Source organism: Escherichia sp. KTE31 (assembly GCF_000407925.1).
Lineage (GTDB): Bacteria > Pseudomonadota > Gammaproteobacteria > Enterobacterales > Enterobacteriaceae > Escherichia > Escherichia ruysiae.
Genome location: NZ_KE136723.1, coordinates 572312 through 588397 on the forward strand (window position 1 = coordinate 572312; position 16086 = coordinate 588397).

The following is a 16086-nucleotide window of genomic DNA, read 5'->3' on the forward strand; positions in this document are numbered from 1 at the left end:
TCACTGTTCCTCAACGATTTTGTGTGTCAATAACATAGCACGTGATGCTTAAGAGCGGGTAATACTGGTTTGCAAGATTGCACTCCGTTATTAGTAAGCCTACGCTATGGAACACCTCGTTTTCAGGAGTAGAAAATGTCAACGACGAATCCTTTCCTTACGCAGAGTACTCTGCCGTATATGGCTCCCCATTTTGATCAGATTGAAAATCAACACTATCGCCCGGCATTCGATGAGGGGATGCGGCAAAAGCGGGTTGAGATAGAGGCGATAGCTTTAAACCCGCAGACGCCCGATTTTAATAACACTATTCTGGCTCTCGAAAAGAGCGGGGAATTACTCACTCGTGTTACCAGCGTCTTCTTTGCCACGACCTCGGCGCATACTAATGATGAATTACAGCGTCTTGATGAACAGTTCTCGGCGGAACTGGCGGAACTGGCGAATGATATCTACCTGAATGGTGAATTATTCGCGCGGGTAGATGCTGTCTGGCAGCGGCGCGAAACGCTGGGTCTTGATAGTGAATCTATTCGTTTGGTTGAAGTTATTCATCAGCGTTTTGTTCTTGCCGGTGCCAAACTTGAAGATGCTGATAAAGCAAAATTAAAATTGCTGAACACAGAAGCCGCAACCCTGACCAGTCAGTTTAACCAGCGATTATTAGCCGCGAACAAATCCGGTGGGTTGGTGGTTGACGATGTTCAGCAACTGGCAGGCATGAGTGAGCAAGAAATTGCGCTGGCGGCTGAGGCGGCTCGCGAGAAAGGTCTGGAAAACAAATGGCTTATTCCATTGCTGAATACCACGCAACAACCGGCGCTTGCGGAACTCCGCGATCGTTCTACACGTGAAAAACTGTTCACTGCGGGGTGGACACGCGCGGAAAAAAACGATGGCAATGATACTCGTTCCATCATTCAACGGCTTGTGGAGATCCGCGCCCAACAGGCGAAACTACTTGGTTTCCCTTATTATGCCGCATGGAAAATTGCCGATCAGATGGCAAAAACACCAGAAGCAGCACTCAACTTTATGCGGGAAATTGTTCCGGCGGCACGTCAACGTGCGAGCGATGAATTAGCGTCTATACAGGCGGTTATTGATAATCAGCAGGGCGGGTTCAGCGCCCAGCCGTGGGACTGGGCATTTTATGCTGAACAGGTGCGGCGGGAGAAATTCTGTCTCGATGAGGCGCAGCTTAAACCTTATTTCGAATTAAACACGGTGTTGAATGAAGGTGTATTCTGGACCGCCAATCAGCTCTTCGGTATTAAGTTTGTCGAACGTTTTGATATTCCTGTTTACCATCCTGATGTCCGCGTATGGGAAATTTTTGATCATAATGGCGAGGGACTGGCGTTATTTTACGGTGATTTCTTCGCCCGTGATTCAAAAAGCGGCGGCGCATGGATGGGTAATTTTGTAGAGCAATCTACGCTCAATGAAACACGCCCGGTAATCTATAACGTTTGTAATTATCAGAAACCGGCAACAGATGAACCCGCATTGTTGCTGTGGGACGATGTTATTACATTATTCCATGAGTTTGGGCATACGTTGCACGGTCTGTTTGCCTGCCAGCGTTATGCCACGCTTTCTGGCACCAATACACCACGCGATTTTGTCGAATTTCCTTCGCAAATCAACGAGCATTGGGCAATGCATCCGCAGGTATTCGCGCGCTACGCCCGGCATTATCAGACCGGGAAAGCAATGCCGGAAGAGTTGCAACAAAAAATGCGTAATGCCAGCCTGTTCAATAAAGGTTATGAGATGAGCGAACTGCTTAGCGCCGCACTTCTTGATATGCGCTGGCACTGTCTGCAAGAGCATGAAGCGATGCAGGATGTGAATGATTTCGAACTGCGGGCGCTGGCGGCGGAAAATATGGATCTTCCCGCCGTACCGCCACGTTATCGCAGCAGTTATTTCGCCCACATTTTTGGTGGTGGATATGCGGCGGGATATTACGCCTATTTGTGGACGCAAATGCTGGCAGACGATGGTTATCAATGGTTTATCGAGCAGGGCGGCTTAACGCGTGAGAATGGGCAACGTTTTCGCGAGGCGATTCTTTCCAGAGGCAACAGCGAAGATTTAGAACGCCTGTATCGTCAATGGCGCGGTAAGGCACCACAGATTGCACCGATGTTGCAACATCGCGGGCTGGACGTCTAATTTTCTGTAAATATGGCTGGTCTGGCGTGAAGCCAGGCCAGAACGTCACTCCAGTAATTTCAAAAGCTGCGCCAGTGCAAATCGAACCGCCAATGCTAATACCGTTTCGCAATCGCCATCAAAATGCATAACCGCAGTATGCATTTTTCCTTTAATATTCCATGCGAACCAGACTGTGCCTGCGGGCGTACCATCCTGCCCACCTTCAGGCCCACCGTAGCCGGTAATGGCAATACTAATATCGACATCTGCGCGCTCTTTGGCACCAGTTGCCATTTCTGTCGCTATCTTCTCACTCACTGCCGTATATTTCTCAAGAGATTGCTGACTGACGCCAAGGATTTTCATTTTGGCTTGATCGGTAAAGGTGACAAAGCCTGCGCCGTAAAACTTTGGTGTGTCTTCAGCAGCACACAGCGCGCAAGCCAACTTACCGCCAGTGCATGATTCGGCGGTAGTTAAGCGTAATTGATCAGCGATAAGTCTTTGGCTCAACGCGGATGTCAGGTTTTCAATGGTATCGCTATCTGCAAGTTGTACAATTTTATTGCTATTAATGTTCATCGTTGTTTGTCCACGCTATTAGCTGCAAAGGTGATTTGCCTTTTTTGTATGTTCTTTCACTATAATAAAAATCAAATTTATAAAGCCGATTATTCTGAAAATATATTTAAGACTTAAACACAGCTTTCTTTAATCTTTTTATTGTCATTTTGAGTTAAATTTGCTGAAGATCTTGTTGCTAGCTGACTGATTTTAATTGTTTTATAACAATCAGTATGATTCTTATTTGTCAATTATAAAAATAGCAACCAGACTTAATAAGTCAAACCAAACGCAATTAAGGAGTTAGTATGAAATTTCAGGCCATTGTATTAGCAGGTTTTCTTGTCATGCCTTATGCGTTAGCGGATGACCAGGGCGGCTTAAAACAGGATGCTGCGCCACCACCGCCACATGCAATAGAAGACGGCTATCGCGGAACTGATGATGCAAAAAAAATGACCGTTGATTTTGCGAAAACTATGCATGATGGTGCCTCAGTTTCATTACGAGGTAATTTAATTTCCCACAAGGGTGAAGACCGTTACGTTTTTCGCGATAAGAGCGGCGAAATTAATGTTGTTATTCCTGCTGCCGTTTTTGATGGACGACAAGTTCAGCCTGACCAGATGATCAACATTAGCGGGAGTCTGGATAAGAAAAGCACCCCAGTCGTCGTTCGAGTCACACATCTGCAGAAATAGTCACAAAAATAAATGCGTCTGATGGCCCAATCAATTGGGGCATCAGGCTTTGCTGTTTATGTTATTTGCCTCTGTTTTATGGCGCAAGGAAGAGATAATTTACAGAATTAAACACTTTTTTATCTGCTTATTTTGTTTTAAATCACAATGTTATCTTTAACGTCGTCTCAGATTAGGGTTTCTATTAAAATATTGACGTAATTTTTCTTTTCTCTCGGTAGAATACGGCGCACAAGGAACTGTGAAAAAGGAGTGGCAATGATCAAGAAGACAACGGAAATCGATGCCATCTTGTTAAATCTCAATAAGGCTATCGACGCCCATTACCAATGGCTGGTGAGTATGTTTCACAGCGTGGTAGCGAGAGATGCCAGTAAGCCAGAAATTACGGATAACCATTCTTATGGACTGTGCCAGTTCGGTCGCTGGATTGATCATCTGGGGCCACTCGATAACGATGAATTACCTTACGTTCGGCTAATGGATTCTGCCCATCAACATATGCATAACTGTGGTCGGGAATTAATGTTGGCTATTGTCGAAAATCGCTGGCAGGACGCTCATTTTGATGAATTTCAGGAAGGGTTACTTTCTTTTACGGCAGCATTAACCGATTACAAAATTTATTTGCTGACGATTCGTAGCAATATGGATGTTCTGACTGGATTACCTGGTCGTCGGGTTCTTGATGAATCCTTTGATCATCAATTACGTAATGCTGAACCACTGAATCTCTATTTAATGCTGCTGGATATAGACCGATTTAAATTGGTTAATGATACCTACGGGCATTTAATCGGTGATGTGGTATTACGCACCCTGGCAACTTACTTAGCTACCTGGACACGTGATTATGAAACGGTTTATCGCTATGGCGGCGAAGAATTTATCATCATTGTCAAAGCTGCTAATGATGAAGATGCCTGTCGTGCCGGAGTACGCATTTGCCAGTTAGTCGATAACCATGCAATCGCACATTCTGAAGGGCATATCAACATAACCGTGACCGCAGGTGTGAGCCGTGCATTTCCTGAAGAACCGCTGGATGTGGTCATCGGAAGAGCAGACCGGGCAATGTATGAGGGTAAGCAAACCGGAAGAAATCGCTGCATGTTTATTGACGAACAAAACGTGATTACCCGAGTTTAATCGCCGTTTAACATTCATTGAGAAAAATAGTGCTACTGTGTCAATGATCCGTTACCAGTGCAGAGAAAAGCCTGTTAGCGCAAAAGTAAAAACACAAATCTATCCATGCAAGCATTCACCGCCGGTTTACTGGCGGTTTTTTTTCGCCGTCAGAAAAATCAGGCCCCTTGTACACAATTGTAACAAGGGGCCGGTTAGGTGAGGGATTATCTCCGTTCATTAGTCATCCCATTTGTGGCTGAAATACGCGGCCAGAAAGCCAGAAAATAAAATTATTCCCAGCACAGCTATAAAAACATTCATATTACCCAGCATTATTTGCCTCCGTTTATGGTGTGGTGTGTTTCCTCTCTTACCTTAATTTTCATCTCAATGAGAAAGATATTAGCAGAGGTAACCTAAACGAAGGCTGAATTAGAGGGTTAATGTGATGAGGAGCGGCTGTTTTTCCGATATTGTGAAGGGGATAATAAAAAACGCTGGTGAAAATGATGACGCAGTAAAGATGAATTACCAAACCCCGTCAGCTCGGCAATTTTATCGATGCTAAACGACGAATTTTGCAGATAATCCTCCACTCGCATTAATCGCTCATTGAGAAGCCAGCGGGCGGGTGTCATACCCGTTAAGGCGACAAAACGTCTTAAAAAAGTACGTTGACTCATATTCACTCGTCCGGCGAGAGAGGCAACGGTATGCGTTTGTGCCAGATTTTGCTGTAAAAAGTCGAATAATGCGCCTAACGTATGGCTTTCACGCGGCGCAGCCATCGGGCGTGTCAGGTTTTGTGGTTGCTCACCGTGGCGATGTGGCTGAATGACCAGCCGCCGGGCGACATTATTAGCAATTTCGTGACCATAATCTTTGCGCACGATATGTAAGCACAGATCGATCCCTGCTGCGCTTCCGGCGGATGTCATCACTTGTCCTTCATCCTGATATAACACATTGTCACTTACGTGAATTGAAGGGTAACGATGCTGGAGTTGTTCAGTGTAGCGCCAGTGGGTGGTCGCTTTTCGCTGGTGAAGAAGGCCTGCGGCGGCAAGGACAAATACGCCCGAGCATATCGAAACCAGGCGAGTACCGCGTTGATGTGCTTCGCGCAACGCCTGACATAGTACTTCTGGTACTGTTGCATCTATACCGCGCCAGCCTGGAATAATAATCATATCGGCTTCAGTCAGTAGCTCCAGCCCGCCATCCGCAACTACGTGGATCCCGCCAGTAGCTTGCAGCGCGCCGGGTTCTACCGCCGCAACAGCAAACCGATACCAGTTATCGCCGAGTTCCGGGCGTGGCAGACCGAAGATTTCAACGGCTACACCGAATTCAAAAGTACAAAGCCCGTCATAGGCCAGCACAGCGACTAGCGGTCGTTGTACTGTTGTCATCATTTTGCTTTTTTCTGGCATATCGGAAGGCGGTCAGTGAAAGGTTGATTGGTTACATTATTGTTAACACAACAACCCAAAAGGAAAAAGCAATATGCGTTATGTCACTGAATTTACCGCAGCGATGCCAGAAGCTGCCGAAGCTCATTTTCTCGCGCGTTTGAGTGTCGAAACGGATTGCGCCGATGTTCATGACTCGCTGGCCTACATTGGCGATGATTTCGTTTTGCTGCATGTGGTCGGGCGTGAAGAGGATTTCGCCCGTCGGCATGTCCCCGGCGCGATTCATCTGCCCCATAAGCAAATGACCGAAGAGAGAATGGCTCAATGGTCGGAAGATACTCTGTTTGTGGTGTATTGCGCGGGGCCACATTGTAACGGCGCAGACCGCGCGGCACTCAAACTGGCTCGGTTAGGAAGGCCAGTTAAAATCATGATCGGCGGGGTAACCGGCTGGGAAGATGAAGGCTACGCCTTTGCAACAGGAAAATAATGAGTCAAGCCGTGCCGTTAAGGCACGGCAGTGAGTCAACAAAGAACCGGCTGCCCCCAGGGTCTTGCGTGAATGCCTTTTAACATCAGCACCCACGCAGCAATGATCGCCAACGCTAAGATGACAAACAGCGAGGACGGCGGCAGGCTGGTGAGCACGACGCCACTCACTAATGGGTTAATCGCTGCACCAAGCCAGCCTAAAGACTGGGCGGAAAAATAGCTGGCTTTCATCCCTGATGGTGCAATATGGTCAATCAACATATATTCGCCAGGGGCATAAATGATTTCGCCAAGAGTAAACACGGCGGCTGAAATTCCCCAAAGTAGCAGGCTGTTGCCCGATAAGATAAACCCGACCAGACCGACGACAAAACAGAGAGTGCCGGCCGTCATTAGCGCGCGGATGTTGGTCGGATTAATGCGCCGGCCCACGGAATATTGCAACGTAACTACCATCGCAGCATTAACCGGAAGAACAACCGCGACCACCTTTTCGGCAAAATCACCATCAGCAATCACCATCACGTATTGTGAAATGCACGAGGCAAACGCTCCGCTCACGAAAGAAGCCAGAAAGGCTGAGCAGGTGAACCACAGCAGAGCTTTATCCTGTAACAAAACCTTTGGTGACCAGACGCTGCCTGTCTCTGTGGCGATGATTTTCTCGCTGCGTTTCACCCAAATTTGAATGAAAAGCACAGGAAACGCAGAACAGATGGCTGCCAGCCAAAAGGGCAGATTGATACTTTGCATTACTAACAGCGTGCCGAGTGGTGGGCCGATGGTCCAGCCAATGTTGAGCATGGTGTAGTTGATCGAGAAGATCTTCGTTTTACTGGCGGAGGAAAGATTATCGGCAAACCAGGCTTTCAACACGGTAGCAAAAACGGAATACGCACAGTTAATGAGCGCGAAGAACAGCACCACCAGCGTCACGTTGTCCACCAGGGGAATGGCGATAAAACCGCTGGCGAAGGCGGTAATTGCCAGTAACATATAACGTTTCTTGTCGAACTTATCCGCCAGAATGCCAAACCCGAGGCTGAAAACGACGCCGATAGTAAGCGCAATTGTCATCGCATAACCAATCAAATCGACACCCAGACCGTACTGGCGACTCAAATAAATGGTCATAAACGGCAGCGTAGCGCCGCGTCCGATGGTTAATAACAACGACGAGGCAAGAAGGGCGCTGGTAGAGCGTCGCAGAGATAAGTTCATTTGGCTGTCCGGCAGTGCGTTTCGTTATGTTTTGTTTTAGAGATGTAAAGAAATAGCATGGCAAAAATCCGAAGTATAGCGACTTATTTGCGCATTAATGCCGTCGTAAACGGTGACTAACGAATCAACTGTTAAAGAAAAGTAAATTCCGCTAAGTTGATTGCTTACAAAAGATGAAAATTCAGGGGCGGTAGAATGTCGCGAAAAGATGGGGTGTTGGCGCTACTGGTAGTGGTAGTGTGGGGGCTTAATTTTGTGGTCATCAAAGTGGGGCTTCATAATATGCCACCGCTGATGTTGGCCGGTTTGCGCTTTATGCTGGTAGCCTTCCCGGCAATCTTTTTTGTAGCACGACCGAAAGTACCGCTGAATTTGCTGCTGGGGTATGGTTTAACCATCAGTTTTGCGCAGTTTGCCTTTCTGTTCTGTGCCATTAACTTCGGTATGCCTGCAGGTCTTGCTTCGCTGGTTTTACAGGCACAGGCGTTTTTTACGATTGTCCTCGGCGCGTTTACTTTCGGTGAGCGACTGCATGGCAAGCAACTGGCGGGGATCGCCTTAGCGATATTTGGCGTGCTGGTGTTGATTGAAGATAGCCTGAACGGTCAACATGTGGCGATGCTCGGTTTTATGCTGACCCTGGCGGCAGCATTTAGCTGGGCGTGTGGCAACATCTTCAATAAAAAGATCATGTCGCACTCATCGCGCCCGGCAGTGATGTCGCTGGTAGTGTGGAGCGCATTGATCCCGATTCTCCCGTTTTTTGTTGCCTCGTTCATTCTCGATGGTTCCGCAACAATGATTCACAGCCTGGTCACTATCGACGTGACCACCATTTTGTCTCTGATGTACCTGGCGTTTGTGGCGACAATTGTCGGCTATGGGATCTGGGGTACGCTGCTTGGGCGTTATGAAACCTGGCGCGTGGCACCGTTATCGTTACTTGTCCCGGTGGTCGGTCTGGCAAGTGCGGCGTTATTGTTAGATGAACGATTAACGGGTCTGCAATTCTTCGGTGCGGTGCTGATAATGGGCGGGCTGTATATCAATGTGTTTGGTTTGCGGTGGCGTAAAGCGGTGAAGGTGAGAAGTTAATAAGCCCCGAGATGTCGGGGCCAGAATTAACTACATGGCGTGTTGATTATAATAGGGCACGCCCAGCGCATCCGACTTATCACTGCCTGTACCCATGTGATTTAAATCGAATGGTGGTTGTTCCTGCGATGGGGGAACAATCACTTCATCACCACAGGGAATAACCGTCGGCTGCGTGGTTTGTTCCGCAAAGCCTTGCGCAGAAAAGACAATAAGCGCGGTTATCATTGCGGATAAAAGTGGTTTCATGATTGCCTCAGTGACGTTGTCACGTTTCAACTAGCTATTGTAATGATTTAATGGATGTAAAAAGCGCGATTCGCCCTGAATATTAGCCATCCGGTATTTATGCGGCGGAACATCAAAGTAGTTTTTGAAGGTTCGGGTCAGCGTTTGCTGGGACTCGAAACCATAACGTTCTGCCAGATAGAGTATCGGCTCGTTGCTTTCTTTCAGCTTTTGCGCGATTTCTGTCATCTTACGGCTGCGGATATATTGGCCTAATGAATGACCGGTTTCTTTTTTAAACATCCGTTGCAGGTGCCATTTGGAGTAACCCGAACGCTCTGACACTTTCTCCAGTGACAGTGGCGATTCCAGGTTGTCCTCGATCCAGTCCAAAATGCTATGAATGGTAATAGCGTCAGTGTTGCGTCTGGACATCGTCATACCTCTTTTTTTGTTTACGGCAGGACTTTCTTAAGCAAATGCTCAAGCGTTGCCACTTCGTCCGCCGTCAGGTTTTTTGTTAATTCTTGATGCAGGTCCTGGCCAACTAATTGATGGCATTGTTCACATATCGCTGCGCCGCTGGTGGTGAGCTTTACCAGCACGCCGCGCTTGTCATTCGGGTTCGGCAACCGTTCTACCCAGCCTTTACAGACCAGGCGATCCAGCATACGGGTCAGTGCTCCCAGGTCGACCGACAACACTTTTTTCAGTTCAACCGGTGTAATGCACGCCGCGCAGCGGATAGAGCAGAGCACCTTAAACTGTGCCGCAGTGATATCCAGCGGAGACAGATAATCGTTAAGCAGACGGTCTTTCTTCTGATTAACCATATAGATTAAGCGACCCAAGGGGATGATTTCATTGAACAGGTCGCTGGTACTTTTCACAATGGTTGCCCTGGCAAGTAATTAGTTGCAGGGGATAATATTGCCCAGGCAAGTATATGTCAAATGAATGAATTGTCTGATGCCACGTTTTGCTAAATCGGTTCAAGTTTTGGTCAGTGCTATGCAAGATTAGTTAAAGAGTGAAACTTTCTCTTTGTTTTCCCTTTATACTTTTCGCTGATTACTCAGACACACAGGACAACAACCACCAATGTTAGATTTGTTTAAAGCAATTAGTCTGGGGCTGGTGGTGTTGCTGCCGTTAGCCAACCCATTAACGACAGTCGCGTTATTTCTTGGCCTGGCGGGCAACATGAACAGCGCCGAACGTAATCGCCAGTCGTTGATGGCCTCGGTATACGTATTTGCCATCATGATGGTGGCGTATTACGCCGGGCAACTGGTGATGGACACGTTCGGAATTTCGATTCCCGGTCTACGTATTGCCGGTGGTTTAATTGTCGCGTTTATCGGTTTCCGTATGCTCTTTCCTCAGCAAAAGGCAACGGATTCACCGGAAGCAAAAAGCAAATCAGAAGAACTGGAAGATGAACCCAGCGCCAATATTGCTTTTGTGCCACTGGCAATGCCAAGTACCGCCGGACCGGGAACCATTGCGATGATCATTAGCTCGGCGTCAACGGTGCGTCAGAGTTCAACCTTCGCGGACTGGGTTCTGATGGTTGCGCCGCCGCTGATCTTTTTCCTGGTGGCGGTCATTTTATGGGGAAGCCTGCGTAGCTCTGGTGCCATTATGCGGCTGGTGGGGAAAGGGGGAATTGAAGCAATCTCCCGCCTGATGGGCTTCTTGCTGGTTTGTATGGGCGTGCAGTTTATTATTAACGGCATCCTGGAAATTATTAAAACTTACCATTAAAAAAGACCCGAATGGGTCTGAGACAGATGACAAACGCAACATTGCCTGATGCGCTACGCTTATCAGGCCTACGTAATCTCTGCAATGTATTGAGTTTGAGTGCTTTTGTATTTACCGACCCGAACAAAGCGGCCTGTTCGGGTCTTTAAACTACCGAGTTTGTTCTTCGAGTGTCACAGGCCAGCGGCGGAATATGATAATTGACCATATCAACGCGGCGAGTGCCGGAACTGCGCCCACATAACCAATCATCGACATCGACCAGTGCAGACTTACCTGATTACCCACCAGTGCTCCGGCGCCAATGCCAATATTAAATATCCCGGAAAAGAGCGCCATCGCAACGTCGGTGGCATCCGGTGCCAGCGCCAGTACTTTAACCTGCATCCCAAGCCCGATGATCATCATCGCAATCCCCCAGAAAATGCTCAGCACGCCGAGGTGTATCTCGCTACTTGCCGAAGGCAACAGTAGCGCCAGGCACACCAGCAATAGCGCAATCGCCGCGCTGACCAGCACAGATGCGTACTGATTACCCAGCTTACCGAAAATCACGCTACCAATGATGCCCGCACCACCGAGCATCAACAGCAATGCCGTGGCAAAGTTGGCGCTGAACCCCGCAACGTTTTGCACAAAAGGTTCAATATAGCTGTATGCCGTGTAATGGGCGGTGACCACGACCACCGTCAGCAAATAAATGCTCATCAATGCCGGGCGACGAAACAGCAGCGGAAGACTTTTTAACGAACCAGAGTGCTCACTGGGCAGTAATGGAAGTAATTTGATCAGGCACAAAAGGGTGATAAGCGCCCCGATACCAATTGCGAAGAAGGTCATTCGCCAGCCGAAATACTGCCCCACAATGCGCCCGAGAGGTAAACCTAATACCATCGCCAGTGCTGTGCCGGTGGCAATTAAACTCAATGCCTACGCTCGCTTCCCGGCTGGCGCCATACGGATTGCCAGAGACGCCGTAATCGACCAGAAAATAGCATGGGCGAAAGCCACACCAATACGACTGATCACCAGAACGGTAAAGCTCCACGATAAAAACGACAGTATGTGGCTGGCGATAAACACCACAAACAGACAGATCAGTAATTTGCGGCGTTCAACCTGGCTGGTCATTAGCATAAAAGGCAGTGACATTAGAGCCACCACCCACGCATAAATGGTCAACATGATACCGACTTGTGCGGTTTGCATATGAAAGCTTTGCGCAATATCAGAAAGCAAACCTACAGGCACAAATTCGGTGGTATTGAAGATGAAGGCGGCAACTGCCAGCGTAACGACCCGTAGCCACGCCACTTTGCGGGAAACAATATTTGTTGTCATAACCGATTATCGGATGAGTTGCGAAAAGGTAATAAAATGATCTTAAAACGGTTAATGATCTGAATACAACGGTTTTGTGATCTATGTCGCGTTTCGCCGATTCATGCTGTATCAACGGCAGCGTGAGTAGCAGGTACAACATTTAGTCTGGTACATCCAGCAGTTCAATAAACGCCTCAAGCGGACGCGTTTTCGCCCCGCGACGCCAGACCAGCCAGGTCGTTAACCAGCGCCATTTCTCAGCCAACGGCCACGCTTCAACCTGATGATGCCCGGGCATACTTTCCAGCATAGATCGTGGGATAAGCGCAATGCCCGCACCCGCGACCACACAGGCCAACATCCCGTGATACGACTCCATCTCATGAATAGTCCCCGGTGCTGCGCCGTCAGCATGAAACCAGCTCTCAAAATGACGGCGATAAGAACAATTGGCGCGAAAGGCATAGATGTTGTAACCATCAACCTGACTGGCGCGGGTTACTGGCGCATGTCCTTGTGGCGTGACGATCATCAGCTCTTCGCGATATACCGGTATCCCGTCGATGGCGGTATGGTTAATCGGCCCATCAATAAATGCCGCATTCAGTTTTCCTTCCAGTACGCCGTCCAGCATCGTGCCAGAAGGGCCGGTGGAAAGTGAAAACTGAATTTTGGGGTAACGGCGGTTAAATTCTGCCAGCGTTGCCGGAATACGCACTGCGGCGGTGCTTTCCAGCGATCCGAGAGAAAACAGACCCTGCGGCTCATCGCCAGCCACGACATTTCGCGCCTCATCCACCAGCGCGAGAATTTGTTGGCTGTAGCGTAAAAAGTTATGCCCGGCGGGAGAGAGACGTAAACGCTGATTTTCGCGGATAAACAGCTCAACACCGAGCTCTGTTTCCAGTTGACGTATACGAGTCGTGAGATTTGACGGCACACGATGTACTTTAGCCGCAGCCTGGGTAATGCTGCCAGCCTCGGCAACTGCGTTGAACATCTCCAGTTGAGTCAGATCCATAGTATTCTCGATTTGTGAATAAGTGGCTTAATATTATTCATTTTCAAACAAGAGTAAATCTACGTATCTTCAAACCATAACTCATAAAGGAGATACCCCAATGACCATCACTCCGGCGACCCATGCCATTTCGATAAATCCAGCCAATGGTGAACAACTTTCTTCACTGCCCTGGGCTGGCGCTGACGATATTGAAAACGCTCTTCAGCTTGCAGTGGAAGGTTTTCGCGGCTGGCGCGAGACAAGTGTAGATTACCGGGCGGAAAAACTGCGTGATATCGGTAAAGCTCTGCGCACTCGCAGCGAAGAGATGGCGCAAATGATCACCCGTGAAATGGGTAAACCCATCAGACAGGCGCGTGCCGAAGTGGCGAAATCGGCGAATTTGTGTGACTGGTATGCAGAACATGGCCCGGCAATGCTGAAAGCGGAACCAACGCTGGTTGAGAATCAGCAGGCGGTTATTGAGTATCGACCGATGGGGACGATTCTGGCGATTATGCCGTGGAACTTTCCTTTATGGCAGGTGATGCGTGGCGCTGTTCCCATCATTCTTGCAGGTAACGGCTACTTACTTAAGCACGCGCCGAATGTGATGGGCTGTGCTCAGCTCATTGCCCAGGTGTTTAAAGATGCGGGTATCCCACAAGGTGTATATGGCTGGCTGAATGCTGACAACGATGGTGTCAGTCAGATGATTAAAGATTCACGTATTGCGGCGGTCACCGTAACCGGAAGTGTCCGTGCAGGAGCGGCTATTGGTGCACAGGCTGGTGCGGCACTGAAAAAATGCGTACTGGAGCTGGGCGGTTCAGATCCGTTTATTGTGCTTAACGATGCCGATCTGGAACTGGCGGTGAAAGCGGCGGTAGCCGGGCGTTACCAGAATACCGGACAGGTTTGCGCGGCGGCAAAACGCTTTATCATCGAAGAGGGGATTGCTTCGGCATTTACCGAACGTTTTGTAGCGGCTGCGGCAGCGTTGAAAATGGGCGATCCCCGTGACGAAGAGAACGATCTTGGTCCGATGGCACGTTTTGACTTGCGTGATGAGTTGCATCATCAGGTGGAAAAAACCCTGGCGCAGGGCGCACGTCTGTTACTGGGTGGGGAAAAGATGGCTGGGGCAGGTAACTACTATCCGCCAACGGTTCTGGCAAATGTCACCCCAGAAATGACCGCATTTCGTGAAGAAATGTTTGGCCCCGTTGCGGCAATCACCGTAGCGAGAGATGCAGAACATGCGCTGGAACTGGCAAATGACAGTGAGTTCGGCCTTTCTGCGACGATTTTTACTACTGACGAAACACAAGCCAGACAGATGGCGGCACGTCTGGAATGCGGCGGCGTGTTTATCAACGGTTTCTGTGCCAGCGACGCACGGGTTGCTTTTGGCGGTGTGAAGAAGAGCGGTTTTGGGCGTGAACTTTCTCATTTCGGCTTACATGAGTTCTGTAATATCCAGACGGTGTGGAAAGACCGGATCTGACGTCACATATTTAGCTCTGTTATACTCGCAGGTCTTTTCAGACCTGCGAGCAAGGAGCAGAGAGTGGCTGTCGCCATGGATAATGCAATTTTAGAGACCATTTTGCGGCAAGTGCGACCGCTGATCGGTCAGGGTAAAGTCGCTGATTATATTCCGGCACTGGCAACCGTTGATGGTTCCCGTCTGGGGATTGCTATCTGTACCGTTGATGGGCAGCTTTTCCAGGCCGGAGACGCGCAAGAACGTTTTTCCATTCAGTCTATTTCCAAAGTGCTGAGTCTCGTTGTCGCCATGCGTCATTACTCCGAAGAGGAAATCTGGCAACGCGTCGGCAAAGATCCGTCGGGATCTCCGTTCAATTCCTTAGTGCAACTGGAAATGGAGCAGGGCATTCCGCGTAATCCGTTTATTAATGCCGGTGCGCTGGTGGTCTGCGATATGCTGCAAGGGCGATTAAGCGCACCACGGCAACGTATGCTGGAAGTCGTGCGTGGCTTAAGCGGCGTGTCTGATATTGCCTACGATACGGTGGTTGCCCGCTCCGAGTTTGAACATTCCGCAAGAAATGCGGCGATCGCCTGGCTGATGAAGTCGTTTGGCAATTTCCATCATGATGTGACAACCGTTCTGCAAAACTACTTTCATTACTGTGCACTGAAAATGAGCTGCGTTGAGCTGGCGCGGACGTTTGTCTTTCTGGCGAATCAGGGAAAGGCTATTCATATCGATGAGCCCGTAGTGACGCCAATGCAGGCACGGCAAATTAACGCGCTGATGGCAACGAGCGGAATGTACCAGAACGCGGGGGAGTTTGCCTGGCGGGTAGGGCTTCCGGCGAAATCTGGCGTTGGCGGCGGTATTGTTGCGATCGTCCCGCATGAAATGGCTATTGCGGTATGGAGCCCGGAACTGGATGATGCAGGTAACTCGCTTGCCGGTATCGCAGTACTTGAACAATTGACGAAACAATTAGGACGCTCGGTTTATTAATGCAGTCACTTGATCCACTCTTCGCGCGTTTATCCCGTTCAAAATTTCGCTCTCGCTTTCGTCTGGGCGTCAAGGAGCGTCAGTATTGTCTGGAGAAGGGCGCGCCGGTTATTGAACAACATGCGGCAGATTTTGTCGCTAAGCGTCTGGCTCCGGCATTACCGGCGAACGACGGTAAGCAAACCCCCATGCGCGGACATCCGGTGTTTATCGCTCAGCACGCTACCGCGACCTGTTGCCGTGGCTGTCTGGCTAAGTGGCATAACATTCCGCAGGGTGTTTCGTTAAGTGAAGAACAACAACGTTATATTGTGACGGTTATCTATCACTGGCTGGTTATTCAGATGAATCAGCCATAAGAATGGTGGTAAAAGCCAAAAGATCATCTGATTGATATCTTTCTTTGTCGCCGCTGTCAGCGAACATGCTATCCTTTATGAGAATTTACTTATTGCGTTGAGATAATTGCCACTCGCAATTGTATGG

The 16086-nt window shown here is 48.9% G+C and carries 18 protein-coding genes and 1 pseudogene; 9 read left to right on the top strand and 10 right to left on the bottom strand.

What is annotated here, in order from left to right:
- Positions 1-135: 135 nt before the first annotated feature.
- On the top strand, positions 136-2181 hold the full coding sequence (gene dcp / locus WES_RS10590) for a peptidyl-dipeptidase Dcp (protein ID WP_016158247.1): 2046 nt from the start codon (positions 136-138) through the stop codon (positions 2179-2181).
- Positions 2182-2226: 45 nt separating this feature from the next.
- Here dcp and WES_RS10585 read toward each other — a convergent pair whose 3' ends face one another.
- Positions 2227-2745 carry a 2-oxo-tetronate isomerase gene (locus tag WES_RS10585; protein WP_016158248.1) on the bottom strand — a complete coding sequence of 173 codons (519 nt, stop codon included), beginning with the start codon at positions 2743-2745 and terminating at the stop codon, positions 2227-2229.
- A gap of 290 nt (positions 2746-3035) precedes the next feature.
- Here WES_RS10585 and ydeI point away from each other — a divergent pair, with 290 nt between their 5' ends.
- Positions 3036-3428, top strand: coding sequence for a YdeI family stress tolerance OB fold protein (ydeI, locus tag WES_RS10580; RefSeq protein ID WP_016158249.1), 393 nt, complete (start codon positions 3036-3038; stop codon positions 3426-3428).
- A 258-nt stretch (positions 3429-3686) separates the two neighbouring features.
- Positions 3687-4577 carry a diguanylate cyclase DgcZ gene (dgcZ, locus tag WES_RS10575; RefSeq protein WP_016158250.1) on the top strand — a complete coding sequence of 297 codons (891 nt, stop codon included), beginning with the start codon at positions 3687-3689 and terminating at the stop codon, positions 4575-4577.
- A 115-nt stretch (positions 4578-4692) separates the two neighbouring features.
- Here dgcZ and mgtT read toward each other — a convergent pair whose 3' ends face one another.
- The 3 genes from mgtT to ftrA all read right to left on the bottom strand — a co-directional run bounded on the left by mgtT (position 4693) and on the right by ftrA (position 5971).
- Positions 4693-4797 carry a protein MgtT gene (gene mgtT / locus WES_RS24380; RefSeq protein WP_214678006.1) on the bottom strand — a complete coding sequence of 35 codons (105 nt, stop codon included), beginning with the start codon at positions 4795-4797 and terminating at the stop codon, positions 4693-4695.
- A complete protein-coding gene (gene mgtS / locus WES_RS10570; RefSeq protein WP_000901364.1) occupies positions 4797-4892 on the bottom strand; it encodes a protein MgtS in 96 nt (31 codons plus the stop codon). Before mgtS ends, mgtT begins: the two co-directional genes overlap by 1 nt.
- Positions 4893-4999: 107 nt before the next feature.
- Positions 5000-5971 carry a transcriptional regulator FtrA gene (gene ftrA, locus WES_RS10565; RefSeq protein WP_147598584.1) on the bottom strand — a complete coding sequence of 324 codons (972 nt, stop codon included), beginning with the start codon at positions 5969-5971 and terminating at the stop codon, positions 5000-5002.
- 94 nt (positions 5972-6065) lie between these two features.
- Here ftrA and WES_RS10560 point away from each other — a divergent pair, with 94 nt between their 5' ends.
- Entirely contained in the window at positions 6066-6464 is a 399-nt protein-coding gene (locus WES_RS10560) for a rhodanese-like domain-containing protein (RefSeq protein ID WP_016158252.1), read from the top strand.
- A 35-nt stretch (positions 6465-6499) separates the two neighbouring features.
- Here WES_RS10560 and ydeE read toward each other — a convergent pair whose 3' ends face one another.
- Positions 6500-7687: an efflux MFS transporter YdeE gene (gene ydeE, locus WES_RS10555; protein ID WP_001054149.1), complete on the bottom strand. Its 1188-nt coding sequence runs from the start codon at positions 7685-7687 to the stop codon at positions 6500-6502.
- A gap of 195 nt (positions 7688-7882) precedes the next feature.
- Between ydeE and eamA the strand changes: the two genes are divergently transcribed.
- Positions 7883-8782: an O-acetylserine/cysteine exporter gene (eamA, locus tag WES_RS10550; RefSeq protein ID WP_016158253.1), complete on the top strand. Its 900-nt coding sequence runs from the start codon at positions 7883-7885 to the stop codon at positions 8780-8782.
- A gap of 30 nt (positions 8783-8812) precedes the next feature.
- Here the strand turns inward: eamA and marB are convergent, their stop codons facing one another.
- From marB to marR, 3 genes are read right to left on the bottom strand one after another with little or no spacing between them, the layout of a single operon-like run.
- The gene (gene marB / locus WES_RS10545; protein ID WP_000803538.1) at positions 8813-9031 is read right to left on the bottom strand and encodes a multiple antibiotic resistance protein MarB; all 219 of its coding nucleotides are present in this window, start codon (positions 9029-9031) and stop codon (positions 8813-8815) included.
- Positions 9032-9061: 30 nt separating this feature from the next.
- Positions 9062-9445: an MDR efflux pump AcrAB transcriptional activator MarA gene (gene marA / locus WES_RS10540; RefSeq protein WP_000091195.1), complete on the bottom strand. Its 384-nt coding sequence runs from the start codon at positions 9443-9445 to the stop codon at positions 9062-9064.
- 20 nt (positions 9446-9465) lie between these two features.
- Positions 9466-9900, bottom strand: a complete 435-nt coding sequence (gene marR / locus WES_RS10535) for a multiple antibiotic resistance transcriptional regulator MarR (RefSeq protein ID WP_000843430.1) — start codon at positions 9898-9900, stop codon at positions 9466-9468.
- Positions 9901-10111: 211 nt separating this feature from the next.
- Between marR and marC the strand changes: the two genes are divergently transcribed.
- On the top strand, positions 10112-10777 hold the full coding sequence (gene marC, locus WES_RS10530) for an NAAT family transporter MarC (protein ID WP_000885044.1): 666 nt from the start codon (positions 10112-10114) through the stop codon (positions 10775-10777).
- A 150-nt stretch (positions 10778-10927) separates the two neighbouring features.
- Here the strand turns inward: marC and ydeA are convergent.
- Together ydeA and ptrR are read right to left on the bottom strand one after the other, a co-directional pair.
- Positions 10928-12118, bottom strand: a pseudogene (gene ydeA / locus WES_RS10525) (L-arabinose MFS transporter).
- A 142-nt stretch (positions 12119-12260) separates the two neighbouring features.
- Complete coding sequence (ptrR, locus tag WES_RS10515) at positions 12261-13121, bottom strand: putrescine utilization regulator PtrR (protein ID WP_016158256.1); 861 nt, start codon at positions 13119-13121, stop codon at positions 12261-12263.
- Positions 13122-13221: 100 nt separating this feature from the next.
- On the opposite strand from ptrR, the gene sad reads away from it, so the two are divergent.
- The 3 genes from sad to WES_RS10500 all read left to right on the top strand — a co-directional run bounded on the left by sad (position 13222) and on the right by WES_RS10500 (position 15959).
- Complete coding sequence (gene sad / locus WES_RS10510; protein ID WP_016158257.1) at positions 13222-14610, top strand: succinate-semialdehyde dehydrogenase; 1389 nt, start codon at positions 13222-13224, stop codon at positions 14608-14610.
- Positions 14611-14673: 63 nt separating this feature from the next.
- Positions 14674-15600 (top strand): glutaminase B, encoded by a 927-nt coding sequence (gene glsB, locus WES_RS10505; protein WP_000257426.1) that lies wholly within the window; start codon positions 14674-14676, stop codon positions 15598-15600.
- Complete coding sequence (locus tag WES_RS10500; protein ID WP_001191034.1) at positions 15600-15959, top strand: DUF4186 domain-containing protein; 360 nt, start codon at positions 15600-15602, stop codon at positions 15957-15959. The genes glsB and WES_RS10500 overlap by 1 nt, the downstream gene beginning before the upstream one ends.
- The last annotated feature ends 127 nt before the right edge of the window (positions 15960-16086 follow it).